Origin of the sequence: Streptomyces sp. NPDC012769, assembly GCF_042901205.1 — a bacterium.
Lineage (GTDB): Bacteria > Actinomycetota > Actinomycetes > Streptomycetales > Streptomycetaceae > Streptomyces.
The window spans coordinates 1,281,098-1,299,376 of sequence record NZ_JBIBCP010000002.1 but is presented as its reverse complement, the minus strand read 5'-3'; the positions used below and the strand labels follow the sequence as shown (position 1 = coordinate 1,299,376).

Here is an 18,279-nt window from a genome sequence, read left to right as displayed (position 1 = left end):
CCGCCGTGACCGTGACCCATCCGTTTCTGGACCTGGCCCCGCTGACCGCCGCGCGGTTCGCGTCGATCGAGCGGCGGGTCGCCGAGCTGCTCCGCACCGGGCAGGACGTGGTGATCACCCAGGGCGAGGCGCTGCTGCCGCTGGAGGGCTGCATCCGCAGCGGTGCGCGGCCCGGCTCGACGGCACTGAACGTGATCACCGGCCCGTACGGGCAGACCTTCGGCGACTGGCTGCGGGACTGCGGTGCGACGGTGGTGGACCTGGAGGTGCCGTTCCACTCGGCGGTGACCGCCGAGCAGGTGGCGCGGGCCTTCGAGGAGCACCCGGAGATCGACTTCGTGTCGCTGGTGCACGCGGAGGCGGCGACCGGCAACACCAATCCGGTCGCGGAGATCGGCGAGGTGGTGCGGGAGCACGGCGCGCTGTTCTACCTGGACGCGGTGGCGTCGATCGGCGCCGAGCCGGTGCTGCCGGACGAGTGGGGCGTCGACCTGTGCGTCATCGGCGCGCAGAAGGCGATGGGCGGCCCGGCGGGTGTCTCGGCGGTGTCGGTGAGCGCGCGGGCCTGGGAGCGGTTCGCCGCCAACCCGGCCGCGCCGCGCCGCTCGTACCTGTCCCTCCTGGACTGGAAGGAGCGGTGGATCGACGGCGGTCGCAAGGCGCTGCTGCACGCCCCGGCGCAGCTGGAGATGCTGGCCCTGGAGGCGTGCCTGGAGCGGATCGAGGCGGAGGGTCTGGACGCGCTGATGGCCCGGCACGCCTCGGCCGCGGCGGCGACCCGCGCGGGTGCGCTCGCGCTCGGCGGCGGCCTGGAGCCGTACGTCCACGAGGCGAGGGACGCGGCGCCGGTCGCGACGACCCTGCGGTCCCCGGCCGGCGTGGACGCCTCGGAGCTGGTGGCGAAGGCGCTGGCCGCGGACCCGTCGTTGCCGCTGGTCGCGGGCGGAGGGGCGCTGGCGAAGGAGATGATCCGGGTGAACCACTACGGGGTGGACGCCACCCCCGAGGTGGTGCGGTCCTCGCTCGCGGCGCTGGGTGCGGCGCTGGCGGAGACCGGCCGCCCGGTGGACCCGGCGGCGGCGCACCGGGCGGCCACGGAGGCGTGGGGCGCGTAGGCCGACGCCTCCGTGGGGGCCGTGGCTACAGCGTCGGGTAGTCGGTGTAGCCGCGGTGGTCGCCGCCGAAGAAGGTGCCGCGGTCCGGGGTGTTGTACGGGCCGCCGGCCTTCAGGCGGGCGGGCAGGTCGGGGTTGGCGAGGAAGAGGGCGCCGAAGGCGACGAGGTCGGCGGTGCCGTCCTCGATCAGGGCCAGGGACTCGGGGCCGGTGGGTCCCTCGGTGGCCGGGTTGAGGACGAAGGTGCCGGAGAACCGCTTGCGCAGGGCGAGGGTGAGTTCGCGCCCTCCGGGCTGTGCCTCGGTGACGTGGAGGTAGGCGAGGCCGAGGGGTTCGAGGGCGTCGACGAGGCGGGTGTAGGTCTCGTCGGTGTCGGTCTCGGTGATGTCGTTGTACGGGTTGGCCGGGGAGAGCCGGATCGCGGTGCGCTCGGGGCCGATCTCGTCGGCGACGGCGCGGGCGACCTCGACGGCGAAGCGGATCCGGTTCTCCACCGGGCCGCCCCACTCGTCGGTGCGCCGGTTGGAGCCGGTGGCGAGGAACTGGTGGACCAGATAGCCGTTGGCGCCGTGGATCTCGACGCCGTCGAAGCCGGCCTCGACGGCGTTGCGGGCGGCGGCGGCGAAGCCGGCGATCGCCTCGCGCACCTGGTCGCCGGTGAGTTCCCGCGGGGCGACGAAGTCGATGAGGCCGGTGCCGGCGAAGAGCTGTCCGGCCGGGGTGACGGCCGAGGGGGCGACGGGGTGGAGGTCGCCGTCGAGGAGGTCGGGGTGGCTGATCCGGCCGGCGTGCATCAGCTGGGCGTAGATCTTTCCGCCGCGCTCGTGGACGGCGTCGGTGACCTCGCGCCACGCGGCGATCTGCTCGCGGCTGTGCAGTCCGGGGGTGTTGGGGTAGCCCTGGCCCTCGGGGACCGGCTGGATGCCCTCGGTGACGATGAGTCCGGCCGATGCGCGCTGGGCGTAGTACTCGGCGACCAGCGGGCTCGGGGTGCGGTGCACGCCGTCGGCCCGGCTGCGGGTCATGGGCGCCATGGCGATGCGGTTGGCGAGGCGCGTGCCGGCGAGGTCGACGGGGTCGAAGGCGGTGGTCATGGCGGTTCCCTCACAGTTTTATGTGGTCGGCCAACTATCTCCGTGCGAGCCACTGTAGCGCATTGATTGGCCGACCAAGCTAATCTGGTGACAGAGACTTCACGAGGAGCCGCACATGTCTGGAACCGACCCCCTCTGTAGCGCCGTGGCGGGCGACCTGCCGTCCGCCGCCCGCGGCGGCCCCCTGAGCTTCGCCCTTTCGCGGGTGGCCCGGCTGCACCGGATCGCGGCGGGCCGGCGCCTTCGGGAGCTGGGCCTCTACCCGGGGCAGGAGTTCCTGATGATGGCGCTCTGGGACTGCGGGCCGGTGCGCCAGTCCGCGCTGATCCAGTCGCTCGGGCTCGACCCCTCGACGGTCACGAAGATGCTCCAGCGCCTGGAGCAGTGCGGCCATGTCCGCCGTCGCCCCGACCCTGCCGACCGACGGGCCGTGCTGGTCGAGGCGACGGAGGAGGGCGAGGCCCTGCGGGCCCGCGTCGAGGAGGTGTGGTCAGGACTGGAGGAGGACTCCCTGGCCGGCCTCGGACCGGCCGAACGCGGGGACCTCGTACGCCTCCTCGCACGCCTGGAGGAGAACCTCTGTCACGAGGCGGGCGACGGGGTGGACGCCTGCGCGCCGCCGGCCGGCGGCGCGTAGCCCGATCTGCCGGGTCAGCCCGCCAGGACCTCCAGCGCGCGGTCGACGTCCGCGGCGGAGTTGTAGAGGTGGAAGGAGGCCCTCAGATTGCCGGCGCGGGCCGAGAGCAGGACGCCCGCCTCGCGCAGGGCGGCGCTGCGGTCGCCGAGGCCCGGGACGCCGACCACCGTCGAGTCGTCCCGCACCGGGGCGTGGCCGAGCGCGGCGACCCCGGCCCGGAAGCGGGCGGCGAGGGCCTTGTTGTGGGCCTCGATGCGCTCGATGCCGACCTCCTCCAGGAGGGCGAGCGAGCGGGCCGCGCCGTGGTACGACAGGAAGGCGGCGGGCTCGTCGAACCGTCGTGCCGAGCGGGCCAGTTCGCGCACCGGGCCGTAGCTGTTGACCCACAGCTCCTCGCCCGTGACCCAGCCGGCGTGGATCGGCAGCAGCGTGTCCTGCGCCTCCTCGGTGACGGTGAGGAAGGACGCGCCGCGCGGGCAGAGCAGGTACTTGTAGCCGCCGGACACGGTGTAGTCCCACTCCCCCGCGTACAGCGGCAGCCAGCCCGCCGACTGGGTCGCGTCGAGCAGGGTGCGGGCGCCGTGCGCCGCCGCGGCGGCGCGGATCGCCGCGAAGTCGGCCGTGCGGCCGTCCGCCGACTGCACGGCGGAGAAGGCGACGAGCGCGGTCTCCGGCCGGACGGACTCGGCGAGCCGCTCCAGCGGCACGAAGCGGGTCTTCAGGTCGCCGCGGACGGTGAAGGGGGTGATGACGGAGGAGAAGTCGCCCTCGGGGAAGAGGATCTCGGCTCCGGACGGCAGGGACTGCGCCACCATGCCGACGTGGACGGAGACCGAGCTGCCGACCGCGACCCGCTCGGGGGCGACGTGGGCGAGCCGGGCGAAGGCGGCCCGGGCCTCGTCCACGACGTCGAAGCTGCCCGCGCCGTCGGGGCGGCCGGCGGCGGTCTCCTCGGCGAGGAGGGTGACGGCCTCGACCGTGCGGCGCGGCAGCAGCGCGCAGGCGGAGGTGTTGAGATAGGTCTGCCGGGGCGCGAACTCGGCGCCGCCGAGGGGCTCCAGGGTTTCCGTGACTTCCAGAGGTTCCATGGCCACAGCCTGGATCCCTCGCGACCCCAAGTCAATTGCCTATAGTCTCGGAAGATCTCAAAGAGTCACTTATAGCGACAGCTCAGCAGTTGCCACCGTCGATGTCGCAGGCGGCGGCGTCCCCGCCGACCGGCTGCAGGGTCCGGCCCTGCCAGGCCTGCTCCAGGGCCTGGGTGAAGACCTCGGCGGGCTGGCCGCCGGAGACCCCGTACTTCCGGTCGAGCACGAAGAACGGCACCCCGTTGGCGCCCAGTTCGGCCGCCTCGCGCTCGTCGGCCCGCACCGCCTCGGCGTACGCGGTCTCGTCGGCCAGCACCGCACGCACCTCGCCCTCGTCGAGACCCGCCTCCACGCCGAGGGCCACCAGCGTCTCGGCGTCGAAGACCGAACGCTCCTCCGCGAAGTTGGCCCGGTAGGCCAGGTCGAGCAGCTCGTTCTGCCGGCCGCGGTCCTTCGCCAGGTGCAGCAGGCGGTGGATGTCGAAGGTGTTGCCGTGATCACGACCCTCGGAGCGGTAGCCGAGCCCCTCGGACCGGGCGTTGGAGGCGACATGGGCCTCCATGGCACGGGCCTCGTCGAGGGTGCGCCCGTACTTCTTCGCCAGCATCTCCAGGACGGGGGCGGTGTCGCCCTTGGGCCGGTTCGGGTCGAGCTCGAAGGAGCGGTGCACGACCTCGACCTCGTCGCGATGGGCGAAGGCCGCGAGCCCCTTCTCGAAGCGGGCCTTCCCGATGTAGCACCAGGGGCAGGCGATGTCGCTCCAGATCTCGACGCGCATGGGGGCTTCTCTCCTCGACGGGGACGGCGGGCGGGCTGTTTCCGTGGCGGGAACGCCCCGGCCCGCCGGATTCATTCCGCCGCCGGGACCGGTGTGAGGCGGACGACACCGGAGGAACGCTGACGCCGACCGTCCCGCCAGAAGGAACGACCCCCGCGTGAAGCGGGGGTCGTGGGACGGGCTACAGGCGACGGGACGACAGCGGGCTAACCGCCGGCGATGACTTCTGAGTCCGGGCCGGGGTGCACGAGCGCTTCTCGTCCGTTGGGCCAGCGGACGAGGTAGGGAGGGGCCCCGTCCGCTCCTCGCACGTCCACGACCTCAACGGTCTCGTGCTGACCGACTCGGTTGGTCATGATGATCTGATCTCCGACGTTCGCTTGCACAGTTCACACCTTTCGCTGCCGCATGGCGGTCGGTCATTCGTGGGGGGTTACAACGAGGTCAGTTCGGGAGCCGGTCCAGAAGCCACTCGCAGAGCTCGGCGGTGATGGCCGTGTGGGCGGTGGTTCCGGAGGAGCACAGGAAGTCGTCCAGCTCGCTCTCCTCCGGGTCGAGGCCGTCGATCTTGATGTAGAGGTCGTCCTGCTTGCCGATGTCGCGGACGGCGACGGCGCTGACGGAGGGGACGAAGCAGACGGTGGGGTGGCGCAGGTCGGTCTTGCCGCCCTTGTCCTCCAGGGCCTTGGCGATGATGCCGTAGGAGTCGAGGGTGCCGCCGGGGGCGCCGTCGAGCTCGGGGAGGCCGTCGGTCTTGACCGTCTTCGAGGCGGGCGGCAGCAGCCGCTTCAGCTCGGCGACCGTGACGCCGTCGCCGGTGGCCTGGGTGTGGAACGTGGTGCCGGGGAAGACGACCGCGCCGGTCGACTTCAGGGCCATCTCGCCGGGCCGGGCGTCGACGCCGGTGCCGTCGCCGGTGCCGTTGGCGACCCCGATGAGGCGCGGGATCCGGGGCCAGCCGCCGACCTCCTGAAGCCGGCGCAGGAATTCCGTGCGCAGCGGGTCCTCCCGGACCGTGCCGGTGTCGCTGTCGTAGTGGCGGAACAGCATCTGCCGCGCGGCGGGGCTGTCGATCTGCCGGGCGAAGTCGTTCCGCTGCCCCGGCAGGGTGGGGATGAAGTGGGCGAAGGCCTGGATCCCGATGGGGATCACGGCGCCGCGGTGCGGGGTGTCGTAGGAGAAGTACACCGCGGTCCGGTGGTCGATGCGCTGGTGTTCCAGGCGGGCGAGGGCGTAGCGGGTGACCAGGCCGCCCATGCTGAAGCCGCCGACGGCCAGCCGGTCGTCTCCGACCTGCTCGGCGATGGTGCGCATGACGGCCGCCTGCGCGGCTTCGGCGTTGTGGAGGATGGAGGCGGTGCGGTCCTCGAAGCCGAGCAGGATGACCGTCCTGCCCTGCCGGCGCATCTTGGTGATCAGCGAATGGTCCCGGTCGAGCCCGGCGTAGAACGCGGTCAGGTCGCTCGCGCCCAGGTTGAACCCGTCGGCCATGATGACCGGCCATCGGACGCCCTTGAAGCCTTCGCCGTAGTAGACCCTCGCGAACCCGTACGGCAGGTCCCACTCCTCGTCCGCGTCCGGCACCGGGTACGGCAGGGGGGATACGGAAGAGACCGACGCCTGGAGGACCAGACTTCCGACCTGCTGCTCGATGTTCTGCTCCGCGGCCAAAACAAGCTCCCTGTGTTCGCGTGCGTGCGTGGGGCTGGAGGAAGATCCATCCCGCGCCCCATCCTTCTGCTCACGCGACGAGAAAGGGGCGATCCCGCCGATCTCTCACCTTTACGGTTGATTCTGTGGCGAACAGGTTTGTGCCGCCCCCACCGTCGGCGCCGGAGGCCCTCACCGTTCACCCGCCGCGCGCGCCGGTGCGAGCCGGTCGACGTCCACGCCGGCCCCGGCCTCGGCGAGGCGGCTGAAGGAGGCCCGGTACGCGGTGGGGGTGAGCCCGGTCCTGCGCAGCAGGTGGCGGCGGAGGGAGTCCGCGCTGCCGAGGCCGGACTCGTGGGCGAGGCGGTCCATGGGGAGCGTGGTGGTCTCCAGGAGCTCCTTGGCCCGCTCGATGCGCTGGTGCAGCAGCCATTGGAGGGGGCTCAGACCGGTCTCGGCGAGGAAACGGCGGGAGAGGGTGCGGACGGAGACGCCCGCGTGCCGGGCCAGGTCGGTGAGGGTGAGCGGCTCGTCGAGGTGCTCCATGGCCCACGCGCGGGTGCGGGCGAAGGAGACGCCGCGCTCGGGCGGCAGCGGGGTCTGGGTGAACTGGGTCTGGCCGCCGGGCCGTACCGGTGCGACCAGGGCGAGCCGGGCCACGGTGTTCGCGACGGCGGCGCCGTGGTCGGTCCGGATGACGTGCAGGCACAGGTCGATGCCGGCGGCGTAGCCGGAGGAGGTCAGCAGCGGCCCGTCCTGCACGAAGAGGACGTCGTCCTGGAGGTCGACGGCCGGGTGGCGTTCGGCGAGCAGCTCGCGGTAGGCCCAGTAGGTGGTGGCGCCGCGGCCGTCGAGGAGTCCGGCGGCGGCGAGCGCGAAGGAGCCGGTGCAGATGGAGGCGATCCGCTTGCCGTCGGCGGCGGCCCGGCGCAGCACGTCCAGGATGCGCGGATCGGGGTCGGTGTACGAACCGCTGCCGGCCAGGACCACGGTGTCGGCGGCGTCCACGGCGTCGAGGGAGTGCGGGACGTGCAGGTCGAGGCCGCCGGTGGTGGCGACGGGGCCGGGGTCGGGCGTGCAGATGACGGTCTCGTAGCCGGGGCGTCCGTCGATCTCGACCTTGCCGAAGAGCATCTCCGGGATGGCGAGGTTGAACATCGAGACGGGCGGGGCGGCGACGACGGCGACGCGCCGGAGACGGGTCATGGCCAGAACCTCCGGGGATATGGCATTCCGGCCACTACTGTACGGCCGCGATGATCACCAGGCTGGGCGGATGAGCACAACAGACCTCGTCCGCCCGCCCGTCGGCTCCCCCGCCGCCCACCGCCGCCCGTCCACCGCGCTCACCGCCGCCCTGCTGGGCTTCGCGCTCATCACCCTCGACACGTCGGTGGTGAACGTGGCCCTGCCCGCGATCGGCGCCGATCTGGGGGCCGGGATGACCGGACTGCAGTGGGTGGTCGACTCGTACACGCTGCCGTTCGCCGCGCTGTTGCTGTCCAGCGGCGCGCTCGCCGACCGGATCGGGGCGAGCCGGGCGTACGCCGCCGGGGTCGTCGTCTTCACCCTGGCCTCGGCCGCCTGCGGTCTGGCCCCGGGGCTTCCGGCGCTGCTCGCGGCCCGTACGGTGCAGGGCGCCGCGGCGGCGGTGATGCTGCCGGCCTCCCTCGCGCTCGTACGGGAGGCGTACGGCGATCCGGCGCGGCGGGCCCGCGCGGTGTCGCTGTGGGCGGCGGGCGGCACGGTGGCGGTGGCGCTCGGCCCGGTCGTGGGCGGGGCGCTGACCACGGCGTGGAGCTGGCGCGGGATCTTCTTCGTCAACCTGCCGCTCGGCCTGCTGGCGCTCGCGCTGCTCGCCCGGGTGGCCCGCTCGCCGCGGCGGCCCGTGCCGCTCGACCTGCCGGGTCAGCTGACGGCCGTGGTCGCGCTCACCGCGCTGACCTTCGCGGCGATCGAGCGCGGCCCGCGGGTGTGGTGGGCACTCGGGGTGGCGGCGGTCTCCTTCGCCGCCTTCCTGGTGATCGAGGCACGGCGGAGGCATCCGATGGTGCCGCTGGACCTGTTCCGCCGCGTGCCGGTGGTCGTCGCGGTGACGGCGGGCGCGGCCAACACGGTGGCCTTCTACGGCATGGTCTTCGTCTTCAGTCTGTTCTTCCAGCAGGTCCTGGGCCTGTCGGCGCTCGGTGCGGGGCTGATGTTCCTGCCGATGACGGGGCTGCTCGCGGGGGTGAACGTGCTGTCGGCGAGGGTGGCGGCGCGGTACGGGTCCCGGCTGCCGATCGTCGTCGGCCAGGTCGTCGCGGTGGCCGGGCTGCTCGGGCTGCTCACCGTGGACGCGGGCACCCCGCGGCCGGTGCAGGCGCTGCTGCTGGTGCCGCTGGCCCTGGGCTGCGGCTTCTCCCTGCCGCCGCTGATCGCCACGATGCTGGAGGCCGTGCCGGCCGAGCGCGCGGGCACGGCGGCGGGCCTGCTGAACGCGGTCCGGCAGACGGCCGGGGCGCTGGCCGTCGCGGTCTTCGGTTCCCTCGCCGCCGCCGGGGGCGTGGAGCGGGCCCTGCGCGACTCGCTGCTCGTCAGCGCGGGGCTGCTCACCCTGACGGCCCTCGGGTCGCTGCGGCTCCCCCGCCGCCGGGCGTAGTCGCCGGGCGCGGCCGCCGGGAGGAGTCACGCCGAACGTGGCCGCCGGGGGGAGTCATCGGCCGTGGTCGCCGGGGGAGTCGCCGGAGCGGCCGTCAGGACGCCTTGCGGTACTGACCCGGCGCCACCCCGTACTCCCGCTTGAAGGCCTTGGCGAAGGCGAACTCGGAGGAGTAGCCGGAGCGTCGGGCGACCGTGCGCAGCGGCAGGTCGTCGGTGCGCAGCAGCCGGCCCGCGGTCGTCAGACGCCACCAGGTGAGGTAGGCGAGCGGCGGGCGGCCGACGAGAGTGGTGAAGCGGCGGGCGAAGGCGGCGCGGGAGAGGCCGCCGAGGGCGCCGAGCTCCTCCACCGTCCAGGCGCGGGCCGGGTCGTCGTGGAGGGCGCGCAGTGCGGCGGCGACGGCCGGGTCGCCGAGGGCGGCGGACCAGCCGGTGGAGCGGTCGGCGCGTTCGGTCAGCCACCAGGTGCGCAGCAAGTAGAGCAGCAGGGTGTCGAGGAGGGCGGGGACGATCGCGTCGGATCCGGGCTGGGGTTCGGCGAGTTCGGCGCCGAGCATCTCGACGGCGGCGCGCAGCCGGGGGTGGGCGCCGACCCGGGCGGGGATGTGGACGTACGGGGGCAGTTCGGTGAGCAGGGGATGGGCGCGGGTCCGGCTCAACTGGTAGGCGCCGCACAGGAGCAGGGTCTCCTCGGCGCCGACGGGTCCGCGGTCGGGCGCGGTGGGCCAGCTGCCGTCGGGCGCGGGCACGGCGTCGACGAGCGGGGTGTCGGGGCGGTCGGCGAGGCCGTGGCCGGTGCCGTGGGCGAGCAGGACGACGTCGCCGGGGCAGAGCCGGACGGGCGCGGCGTCGTCCGGCGGCAGCAGCCAGGCGGTGCCCTGGAGGACGACGTGGAAGCCGGCGCCCCTGCTCGGCGGGAAACGGAAGCCCCAGGGCGCGAACCTGACGGTGCGGGAGGAGTGCGGCCGGCCCGTGCGCATCGCGGCGATGGCATCGCTCAGTACGTCCATGCCCCGCACCGTACCGCTCAGCGCGCAGGACGAGACGATCGGACAAGGACAGGAGCCGGAGAGACATGGAGCGTCTCGCCCTGCCCGCCTAGCGTCAGGGGCATGGGAAACGACACGAAGACCACGGCGGTTCTGTTCCACGAGCTCGGCGGACCGGAGGTGCTGAGCGTCGAGGAGATCGCGCTTCCGGCGCCGGGGCCCGGCGAGCTGCGGATGCGGGTGGAGGCGATCGGCCTCAACCGGGCGGAGGCGCTGTTCCGTTCGGGCACGTACTACTACCGGGCCACGCTGCCCGGTTCACGGCTCGGCTACGAGGCGGCGGGCGTCGTCGAGGAGGTCGGCGAGGGCGTCACCGCGTACGCGCCGGGCGATCCGGTGATGGCGGCGGCCAACTTCGACTTCGGGGTGCACGGGGTGTACGCGGAGCGGGTGGTGCTCCGGGAGGAGTACGTGGTGCCGCGCCCGGCGGGGGTGGACGCGGTGGCCGGGGCGGCGGCCTGGCTGGCGTACTCGACGGCGTACGGCGGCATGGTGGAGGCGGGCGGGCTGCGTCCCGGCGGCCACGTGGTGATCACCGGGGCGTCCAGCGGGGTCGGCACGGCCGCGATCCAGACGGCGCTGCGGGTCGGCGCGGTGCCGATCGCCGCGACCCGCGAGAAGGCGAAGCGGGAGCGGCTGCTGGAGCTCGGCGCCCCGCACGTGGTCGTCACCGATGACGAGGACCTGGTCGGCGCGGTGCGCGGGATCACCGGCGGCCGGGGCGCCGACCTCGTCTTCGACGCGATCGGCGGCCCCGGCTTCGCCCGGCTCGGCGGGGCGCTGCGCCCGGAGGGCACGGCGGTGCTGTACGGCTGGCTGGACCACCGGCCGGCGGAGGTGCCGATGCAGTGGCCGCTGACCGTGCGCGGCTACGCCAACGGCGCGGTGGTGCGCTCGGCCGAGGGGCGCGCCCGGATGGCCGGGTTCATCGGCTCGGGGCTGCGCGACGGCTCGCTGGCGCCGGTGGTCGCCGAGGTCTTCGACGGGCTGGCGGCGATGCCCGACGCCCACCGGCTGATGGAGTCCAACACCCACACCGGGAAGATCGTGGTGCGGGTCTGACCCGGCCTCAGTCCCGCAGCTCCGGCGGCAGCAGGTGCTGTGGGGTGGACTGGTAGGCGACCGGGCGCAGCCAGCGCTCGATGGCCGTTCCGCCGACAGAGGTGAAGGGGGAGGTGGTGGCCGGGTACGGGCCGCCGTGGTGCTGGGCGTCGGCGACCGCCACGCCCGTGGGCCAGCCGTTGACCAGGACGCGGCCGGCGAGCGGGGTGAGTTCGGCGAGCAGCGCGGGGGCGTCGGGGTCCTCGTCGGCCATCTGCAGGGTGGCGGTGAGGTTGCCGGGGACGAGGGCGAGGACGGCGCTGACCTCCTCGCGGGAGCCGTAGCGGGCGACGAGGGTCACCGGGCCGAAGGTCTCCCGCAGCAGCACGTGCCGCTGTCCGTCGAGCAGGGTGGCGGCATCGGTGCTGAGGTAGCCCGCCTGGACGGTGTGCGGACCGGCGGGGCCGGGGTGGACGGGGGCGGCGATTCCCTCGACCTGGGCGTCCTCGTAGGTGGCGGTGAGGAAGTGGCCCCGCATCCGGCCGGCGAGCATCACGCCCGGTTCGGCGTCCTTGAGGGCGGCCGTCAGGGCGGCCTCGAAGCGGTCGCCGGCCTCGCCCGCCGGGGCCAGGACGAAGCCGGGCTTGGTGCAGAACTGGCCCTGGCCCAGGGTCATGGACCCGGCGAGTCCGGCGCCGAGCTCCTCGGCCCGCTCCTCGGCGGCGGCCTCGGTGATCACCACCGGGTTGAGCGAGCCGAGTTCGCCGTGGAAGGGGATGGGTACGGGTCGGGCGGCGGCGGCGTCGAACAGGGCACGGCCGCCCGTCACCGAGCCGGTGAAACCGGCCGCGGCGACCAGCGGGTGGCGGATCAGCTCCACGCCGGCGCCGAAGCCGTGCACGAGCACGACGACGTCCTGCGGCAGCCCGGTCTCGGCGGCGGCGCGGCGCAGCAGGGCGGCGCAGAGCTCGGAGGTGGCCGGGTGGTCGGGGTGCGCCTTGATCACGACGGGGCAGCCGGCGGCCAGCGCGCTGGCGGTGTCGCCGCCGGGGACCGAGAAGGCGAGCGGGAAGTTGCCGGCGGCGTAGACGGCGACGACGCCGAGCGGGATCTTCATGCGCCGCAGGTCGGGAGTGGGCGGCGTGGTGGTGGGGTCGGGGCGGGAGATCCGCACGTCCAGGAAGGCGCCGTCGTCGACGATGTCGGCGAAGTAGCGCAACTGGGCCGTGGTCCGCGCGAGTTCCCCGGTCAGGCGGGCCGGTCCGAGGGCGGTCTCGGCGTCGGCGGCCTCGACGACCCGGTCCCTGGCCCCGTCGAGGAGGTCGGCCGCGGTGCGCAGCAGCGCGGCGCGGGCGGTGCGGTCGGCGAGCGCGCCACGGGCGGCGTGCGCGGCGCGTACGGCCCCGTCGACCTCCTCGGCCGTGGCCTCGACCGCGACCTGTTCCCGCGGCTTCCCCGTCCGGGGGTCCACGCTCCACACTGGTTCCGCCACGTGTTCCGCCGTCACGGCTGATTCTGCTGCCACGCCACACCTCTCGCCCATGTTGTTCGCTATTCTGAACACGGTCCCTGTAGGTGAACCCGACAGGGACTCTATGGACGGCCCAGCCGTCTCCACAAGAGGGTTCGGGGAGAGGGGCGAGGGCGATGTCGACCAACGACGCGGGCGGGGCCCAGGTCAAGTCCGCCGTGCGGACCGTGGAGTTGCTGGAGTACTTCGCCGGACGGCCGGGCATGCACTCGCTCGCCGCCGTCCAGGAGGCGGTCGGCTATCCCAAGTCCAGTCTGTACATGCTGCTGCGCACCCTCGTCGAGCTCGGCTGGGTGGAGACGGACGCGACCGGCACCCGGTACGGCATCGGGGTGCGGGCGCTGCTCGTGGGCACCTCGTACATCGACGGCGACGAGGTGGTGGCCGCCGCCCGGCCCACCCTCGACCGGCTCTCCGACGACACCACCGAGACCATCCACCTGGCGCGGCTCGACGGCACCAACGTGGTCTATCTGGCGACCCGCCAGTCCCAGCACTATCTGCGCCCGTTCACCCGCGTCGGCCGCCGGCTGCCCGCCCACTCCACCTCGCTCGGCAAGGCGCTGCTCGCCACTTACAGCGACGAGCAGGTCCGCAAGCTGCTCCCGGAGACCCTGCCGGCGCTCACCGAGCACACGATCACCGACCGCGAGAAGCTGATCGAGGAGCTCCACGTCATCCGCGGGCAGGGCTACGCGGTGGACCGCGAGGAGAACACCCTGGGGCTGCGCTGCTTCGGCATCGCGATCCCCTACCGGACCCCGGCCCGCGACGCCATCAGCTGCTCGGTGCCGGTGGCCCGGCTGACCCCGGGCCACGAACAGCTCATCAAGGACGCGCTGTTCGACGCCCGCGACCGGCTGACGTTGGCGACCCGCCGCCTCTAGTCCCCCCACGGCGGGGCGCCTCTCGTCCCCCACGGCGAACCTCCTCCCCCGTGCGGCGGAGGAGGTTCGTCGTACGGCAGGAGGTGCGGGGGCCGGTCCGGGCGGGACGGTGGGGACATGACGACACCGACGCTCCCCGCACCCGCCGCGCCCGACTCCCCCGGCCCCGCCTCGCCCGCCGGTCGGGCACCCGGTCCGGCACCCGCTCCCGCGAGCCGTCTCCGCCGGACGCTGCGCGTCCTCGCCGTCCTCGGCACCCTGCCCTACATCGCCCTCAAGGTCGCCTGGACGGCCGGCAGCACGATCGGCATCCCCGAGGGCAGCGTGCTGCTCGACCACCCGGCGATGATGGCCGTCGTCAACGGGATCTCCGTGCTCGCCGACGCGGTGGTCGTCCTGCTCGCGCTGCTCCTCACCCGGCCCTGGGGGCTGCGGGTGCGGGCGTGGCTGCTCGCCTTCCCCGTGTGGGCGGCGATCGGACTCCTCGCCCCGATCATGGTGGCCTACCCGGCCCAGGTGGCCGTCGCCCTCCTCGGCGGGCCGGGCTCCGCGTCCGCCGGGCCGCCCGACGAGCCCTTCCTCGACGCCTGGGTCTTCCCCGTCGTCTACGGCGGCTTCATCGTCCAGGGCCTGAGCCTCGGCATCCTCTTCGTCCTGTACGCGCGCGACCGCTGGGGCCATGTCTGGCGCGGGCGCCTCGGCGAGCTGCCCACCGCCGTCAGCGGCCCCGTCCTGCGGGCCTGCGCCGTCGCCGGCGCCGTGCTCGCCCTCGCACCGGCAGCCCTGCACATCCTGTGGGCCTGCGGCACGGCCCGGGGCCTCTCGCCCGAACTCACCGGCGCCTACGACGCCGACCGGGCCGTCGTGGACGCCGTGCGGGCCGTCTTCCTCCTCGTCGCCGCCGTCGCCACGCCCGCCCTCGTCCTGCGCCGCCCGGCCCGCCGCGCGGTGCGCACCACCATGGCCCTGGCCTGGGTGTCCTCGGGTGCGACCGGGTGCTGGGGCGCGTACATGTCCCTGGTCGCGCTGCTGCCTCTCGCCGATCCCGGAAAGGAGCCGACGGACCTGATGACCGCCACGTACGCTGGCGAGATGATCACCGGATTCCTGCTGGCCGGCTGCCTGGCCGTGGTCCTGAACCGGCGGAGCCGGACCGCATGAGACGAGCGTGGGAGGCCCTGCTCGGGCAGCGGGCCAGGCGCCGCTGGCTCCATCTGATCCTCGGCGGCGCCGTGTTCATGCCGTACTGGCTGGTGGGCACGGTGGTCATGGGGCCGTTCACGGACGGCGGGTCGATGTTCACGAACAGCCTCGCCGTCCAGTTCGGCGCGTACGCCGTGGGGCTGCCCCTCGCCGCCCTCACCGCGCTCTTCCCGCTGACCCGCCCGATGTCGGTGGCGGCGGCGCGGGCGCTGTGCGGGGTGCCGCCCGGACGGTTCGCGGAGGGGCCGGCCCGGGGGCGGGACGCGAAGGCGCGGACCGCCGGTTGGTTCACCCTCCACCTGGGCGTGGGCGCGCTGGTCAGCGGTGCCAGCCTGGCGCTGCCGCCGTTTGCCCTGGCCGTGGCCGCGCTGCCGTTCTCTGCGGAGCTGCGGACCTCGGAGCTCGGGCGGTTCTGGCACCTGGACCGGCCCTGGCTCGCCTGGGCCGGACTGCCGTTGGGGCTGCTCCTGCTGCTCGGGCTCGCCGCCGCGGCGGCGGCGACGGGAGCGCTGCTCGCCTCGGCGGCGCCCCGGCTGCTCGGGCCGAGCCCGGCGGACCGGCTGGCCGCCGCCGAGCGGCGCGCCGCCGAGCTGGCCGTGCGCAACCGGCTCGCCCGCGAGCTGCACGACTCGGTCGGCCACGCGCTGAGCGCCGTCACCCTCCAGGCGGGCGCCGCCCGCCGGGTGCTCGACTCCGGCGCCGCCCGCCGGGCGCTCGACGCGGACGGGGACGCGGACGCGGACCTCGGTTTCGTACGGGAGGCGCTCACCGCCATCGAGGAGACCACCCGGCGCACGGTCGGCGAACTCGACGCCGTGCTCGGCCTGTTGCGCAGCGGCAAGGACGACGGCGAGCTCACCGCCCCGGGGCTGGACGCGCTCGACGCCCTGGTGCGGGGCACGGGGTCGGCGGTGGAGCTGACGGTGCGGTGCGACCCGGCGGGGCTTCCGGAGGCGGTGTCGCGCGAGGCGTACCGGATCGTGCAGGAAGGACTCACCAACGCCGTGCGGTACGCGCGGGGGGAGACGGTGACGGCGCGGATCGCGCTGTCGGGGGACGAACTGGAGATCACCATGGAGAATCCGCTCACCGGCACGGCGCCGGTCGCCCGCCCGGACGGCGGGCGCGGCCTGCGCGGCATCGCGGAACGGGCCCGGCTGCTCGGCGGCACGGCCGAGGCGGGCCCGGTGGACGACCGCTGGCTGCTGTCCGCCCGACTGCCGGTGGGCCCGGCCGGAGGCGCCCGATGACCGCCCCGGAGGGCCGGGGGGCCGCCCCGGAGGGCCAGGCGCCCGCCCGCGAGGATTCGGCGATCAGGATCGTGCTCGCGGACGACGAGCGCATGGTCCGCACCGCGCTGCGGGTGATCCTGGACGCGGAGCCCGGCCTTCAGGTGGTCGGGGAGGCGTCGACCGGCGCGGAGGCCGTGTCGGTGGTGCGGGAACTGCGGCCCGACGTGGTCCTGATGGACGTCCGGATGCCCGAGATCGACGGCATCCAGGCGACCCGCCGGATCCTCGCCGGGGCCGGATCCGACGCGCCCCGGATCGTGGTGGTGACCACCTTCGAGAACGACGCCTATGTGTACGACGCGCTGCGGGTGGGGGCGGCGGGGTTCCTGCTCAAGCGGGCGGCGCCGGAGGAGCTGGTGAGCGCGGTCCGTCTGGTCGCCCGCAGCGACTCGCTGCTCTACCCGGCGGCGGTCCGGGGCCTCGCCGCCGAGCACGCCCGCCGCCACCCGCCGGCCGCCCCCGCGTGGGTGTCCCGGCTCACCGACCGCGAGGCGGAGGTGCTGCGGCACATGGCGAAGGGCCTGACGAACGCGGAGATCGCCGGCCTGATCGGCGTCGGCCCGGCGACCGTGAAGACCCACGTGGCCGCCGTCCTCGCGAAGACCGGCGCCCGGGACCGTACACAGGCGGTGATCGTGGCGTACGAGTCGGGCTTCATCCGGCCGAGCGCCGGCGGGTGACGCGCGCCCGTACATGAAGGTTCCCTGAGAAACCGGACACCTCCGGAACGCCGGCGGCCGGCCCGCTCGTCCCGCATATGGGATGAACAAGACGATCAGGCGCGCCTCGGTCTTCGCGCTGCTCCTGGTGCTCGCCCTCCTCGGACGGGCCACCTGGGTGCAGGCGTACGAAGGCCAGGCCCTCGCGAACGACAAGAACAACCGGCGGAACACCATCGCGCAGTACGCGCAGCCGCTCGGGAACATCGTCGTGGCCGGCTCGCCGGTCACCGGATCGAAGGAGACGAAGGGCGGTGACCTCGCCTACAAACGGGTCTACACCGACGGCGCGCTGTACGCGGCGGTCACCGGCTACAGCTCGCAGGCCTACGGGGCGACCCAGCTGGAGGGCATCTACTCCGACGTCCTCGACGGCACCGACACCCGCCTGAAGAACCCGCTCTCCGTGCTCACCGGCGAGCACGCGAAGCCCGGCACCGTCCTGACGACGATCGACCCGGCCGTCCAGAAGGCCGGCCACGAGGCGCTCGGGAAGAAGAAGGGCGCCGCCGTGGCCGTCGACCCGAAGACGGGCCGGATCCTCGGCATGGTGTCGACACCCTCGTACGACCCGTCGAGGATCGCCGGTCTGACGGACGGCGACGAGTGGCGACGGCTCACCGAGGACGAGGACAAGCCGCTGGTCAACCGGGCGCTGCGGCAGCCGCTGCCGCCCGGCTCGACGTTCAAGCTGGTGGTCGCGGCGGCGGCGCTGGAGGACGGGCTGTACGGCTCGGTGGACACGGCGACCGACAGCCCGAACCCGTACACGCTGCCCGGCACCCGGACCGTGCTGAAGAACGAGAACGCGTCCGCGCCCTGCGAGAACGCCACCCTCCGCACCGCGCTGCGCTACTCGTGCAACAACGTCTTCGCGAAGACGGCCGTCGACCTCGGCCAGGACAAGGTGAAGGCGATGGCGGAGAAGTTCGGCTTCAACGACAAGGAGCTGGACGTCCCGGTGCGGGCGTACCCGAGTGTGTATCCGTCCGGCATGGACAAGGCGCAGACGGGCCTGAGCGGTATCGGCCAGTTCGACGTGACGGCCACGCCGCTCCAGATGGCGATGGTGTCGGCGGCCATCGCCCATGACGGTCTCATGGCGAGCCCCCACATGGTGTCGCAGGTCGTCGACTCCGACGGCGACGCCCTCCAGTCGTACGAGGACGGGGACACCCGGCGGGTGGTGTCCTCGTCGACGGCGGAGCAGCTGCGCAGCGCGATGCGGACCGTGGTCGACGAGGGCACCGGCACCAACGCGGCGATCGGCGGCGTGGAGGTCGGCGGCAAGACCGGCACGGCCCAGCACGGCGAGAACAACAGCAAGACGCCGTACGCCTGGTTCACGTCCTACGCGAAGGACCCGGCCACCGGGAAGGAGGTCGCGGTCGCGGTGATGATCGAGGACTCGGGCGCGGCGCGCTCGGAGGTCAGCGGCAACGGTCTCGCGGCGCCGGTGGCGCAGAAGATGATGAAGGCCGCGCTGAAGTGAGGGACCTCCGCTGTTGCCCGCGCGGGGCGGGCGGACGGCGCGGGGACAGACAGCGGGCGCGGTG

General features: G+C 74.0%; 17 protein-coding genes. 9 read left to right on the top strand and 8 right to left on the bottom strand.

The window, feature by feature from the left end:
• Nucleotides 1–11: 11 nt before the first annotated feature.
• Complete coding sequence (locus ACFY7C_RS14950) at nucleotides 12–1,115, top strand: pyridoxal-phosphate-dependent aminotransferase family protein (RefSeq protein ID WP_389649543.1); 1,104 nt, start codon at nucleotides 12–14, stop codon at nucleotides 1,113–1,115.
• A 25-nt stretch (nucleotides 1,116–1,140) separates the two neighbouring features.
• On the opposite strand, the gene ACFY7C_RS14945 is transcribed toward ACFY7C_RS14950, so the two are convergent.
• Nucleotides 1,141–2,208, bottom strand: coding sequence for an alkene reductase (locus tag ACFY7C_RS14945; RefSeq protein ID WP_389649203.1), 1,068 nt, complete (start codon nucleotides 2,206–2,208; stop codon nucleotides 1,141–1,143).
• A gap of 115 nt (nucleotides 2,209–2,323) precedes the next feature.
• Between ACFY7C_RS14945 and ACFY7C_RS14940 the strand changes: the two genes are divergently transcribed.
• The gene (locus tag ACFY7C_RS14940) at nucleotides 2,324–2,845 is read left to right on the top strand and encodes a MarR family winged helix-turn-helix transcriptional regulator (RefSeq protein WP_389649200.1); all 522 of its coding nucleotides are present in this window, start codon (nucleotides 2,324–2,326) and stop codon (nucleotides 2,843–2,845) included.
• Between the two features lie 14 nt (nucleotides 2,846–2,859).
• Here ACFY7C_RS14940 and ACFY7C_RS14935 read toward each other — a convergent pair whose 3' ends face one another.
• From ACFY7C_RS14935 to ACFY7C_RS14915, 5 genes are all read right to left on the bottom strand, one after another.
• Nucleotides 2,860–3,933 carry an aminotransferase class V-fold PLP-dependent enzyme gene (locus tag ACFY7C_RS14935; protein ID WP_389649197.1) on the bottom strand — a complete coding sequence of 358 codons (1,074 nt, stop codon included), beginning with the start codon at nucleotides 3,931–3,933 and terminating at the stop codon, nucleotides 2,860–2,862.
• An 82-nt stretch (nucleotides 3,934–4,015) separates the two neighbouring features.
• Nucleotides 4,016–4,711, bottom strand: coding sequence for a DsbA family oxidoreductase (locus ACFY7C_RS14930; protein ID WP_389649194.1), 696 nt, complete (start codon nucleotides 4,709–4,711; stop codon nucleotides 4,016–4,018).
• Nucleotides 4,712–4,917: 206 nt separating this feature from the next.
• On the bottom strand, nucleotides 4,918–5,097 hold the full coding sequence (locus ACFY7C_RS14925; protein WP_389649192.1) for a DUF1918 domain-containing protein: 180 nt from the start codon (nucleotides 5,095–5,097) through the stop codon (nucleotides 4,918–4,920).
• A 58-nt stretch (nucleotides 5,098–5,155) separates the two neighbouring features.
• Entirely contained in the window at nucleotides 5,156–6,382 is a 1,227-nt protein-coding gene (locus tag ACFY7C_RS14920; RefSeq protein ID WP_389649189.1) for a hypothetical protein, read from the bottom strand.
• Between the two features lie 171 nt (nucleotides 6,383–6,553).
• Nucleotides 6,554–7,567, bottom strand: coding sequence for a GlxA family transcriptional regulator (locus tag ACFY7C_RS14915; protein ID WP_389649186.1), 1,014 nt, complete (start codon nucleotides 7,565–7,567; stop codon nucleotides 6,554–6,556).
• 70 nt (nucleotides 7,568–7,637) lie between these two features.
• Here ACFY7C_RS14915 and ACFY7C_RS14910 point away from each other — a divergent pair, with 70 nt between their 5' ends.
• Complete coding sequence (locus ACFY7C_RS14910; RefSeq protein ID WP_389649183.1) at nucleotides 7,638–9,002, top strand: MFS transporter; 1,365 nt, start codon at nucleotides 7,638–7,640, stop codon at nucleotides 9,000–9,002.
• A 94-nt stretch (nucleotides 9,003–9,096) separates the two neighbouring features.
• On the opposite strand, the gene ACFY7C_RS14905 is transcribed toward ACFY7C_RS14910, so the two are convergent.
• A complete protein-coding gene (locus ACFY7C_RS14905; protein ID WP_389649180.1) occupies nucleotides 9,097–10,011 on the bottom strand; it encodes an AraC family transcriptional regulator in 915 nt (304 codons plus the stop codon).
• Nucleotides 10,012–10,113: 102 nt separating this feature from the next.
• On the opposite strand from ACFY7C_RS14905, the gene ACFY7C_RS14900 reads away from it, so the two are divergent.
• Nucleotides 10,114–11,112, top strand: a complete 999-nt coding sequence (locus ACFY7C_RS14900; protein WP_389649177.1) for a zinc-dependent alcohol dehydrogenase family protein — start codon at nucleotides 10,114–10,116, stop codon at nucleotides 11,110–11,112.
• 7 nt (nucleotides 11,113–11,119) lie between these two features.
• On the opposite strand, the gene ACFY7C_RS14895 is transcribed toward ACFY7C_RS14900, so the two are convergent.
• Nucleotides 11,120–12,634, bottom strand: a complete 1,515-nt coding sequence (locus ACFY7C_RS14895) for an aldehyde dehydrogenase family protein (RefSeq protein ID WP_389649174.1) — start codon at nucleotides 12,632–12,634, stop codon at nucleotides 11,120–11,122.
• 104 nt (nucleotides 12,635–12,738) lie between these two features.
• On the opposite strand from ACFY7C_RS14895, the gene ACFY7C_RS14890 reads away from it, so the two are divergent.
• The 5 genes from ACFY7C_RS14890 to ACFY7C_RS14870 all read left to right on the top strand — a co-directional run bounded on the left by ACFY7C_RS14890 (nucleotide 12,739) and on the right by ACFY7C_RS14870 (nucleotide 18,215).
• Nucleotides 12,739–13,509 carry an IclR family transcriptional regulator gene (locus ACFY7C_RS14890; protein ID WP_389649171.1) on the top strand — a complete coding sequence of 257 codons (771 nt, stop codon included), beginning with the start codon at nucleotides 12,739–12,741 and terminating at the stop codon, nucleotides 13,507–13,509.
• Nucleotides 13,510–13,626: 117 nt separating this feature from the next.
• Nucleotides 13,627–14,670 carry a hypothetical protein gene (locus ACFY7C_RS14885; protein ID WP_389649168.1) on the top strand — a complete coding sequence of 348 codons (1,044 nt, stop codon included), beginning with the start codon at nucleotides 13,627–13,629 and terminating at the stop codon, nucleotides 14,668–14,670.
• Nucleotides 14,667–15,962: a sensor histidine kinase gene (locus ACFY7C_RS14880; RefSeq protein WP_389649165.1), complete on the top strand. Its 1,296-nt coding sequence runs from the start codon at nucleotides 14,667–14,669 to the stop codon at nucleotides 15,960–15,962. Before ACFY7C_RS14885 ends, ACFY7C_RS14880 begins: the two co-directional genes overlap by 4 nt.
• Nucleotides 15,959–16,684: a response regulator gene (locus tag ACFY7C_RS14875; RefSeq protein ID WP_389649162.1), complete on the top strand. Its 726-nt coding sequence runs from the start codon at nucleotides 15,959–15,961 to the stop codon at nucleotides 16,682–16,684. Before ACFY7C_RS14880 ends, ACFY7C_RS14875 begins: the two co-directional genes overlap by 4 nt.
• Nucleotides 16,685–16,766: 82 nt before the next feature.
• Nucleotides 16,767–18,215: a peptidoglycan D,D-transpeptidase FtsI family protein gene (locus ACFY7C_RS14870; RefSeq protein ID WP_389649159.1), complete on the top strand. Its 1,449-nt coding sequence runs from the start codon at nucleotides 16,767–16,769 to the stop codon at nucleotides 18,213–18,215.
• Nucleotides 18,216–18,279: the final 64 nt, after the last annotated feature.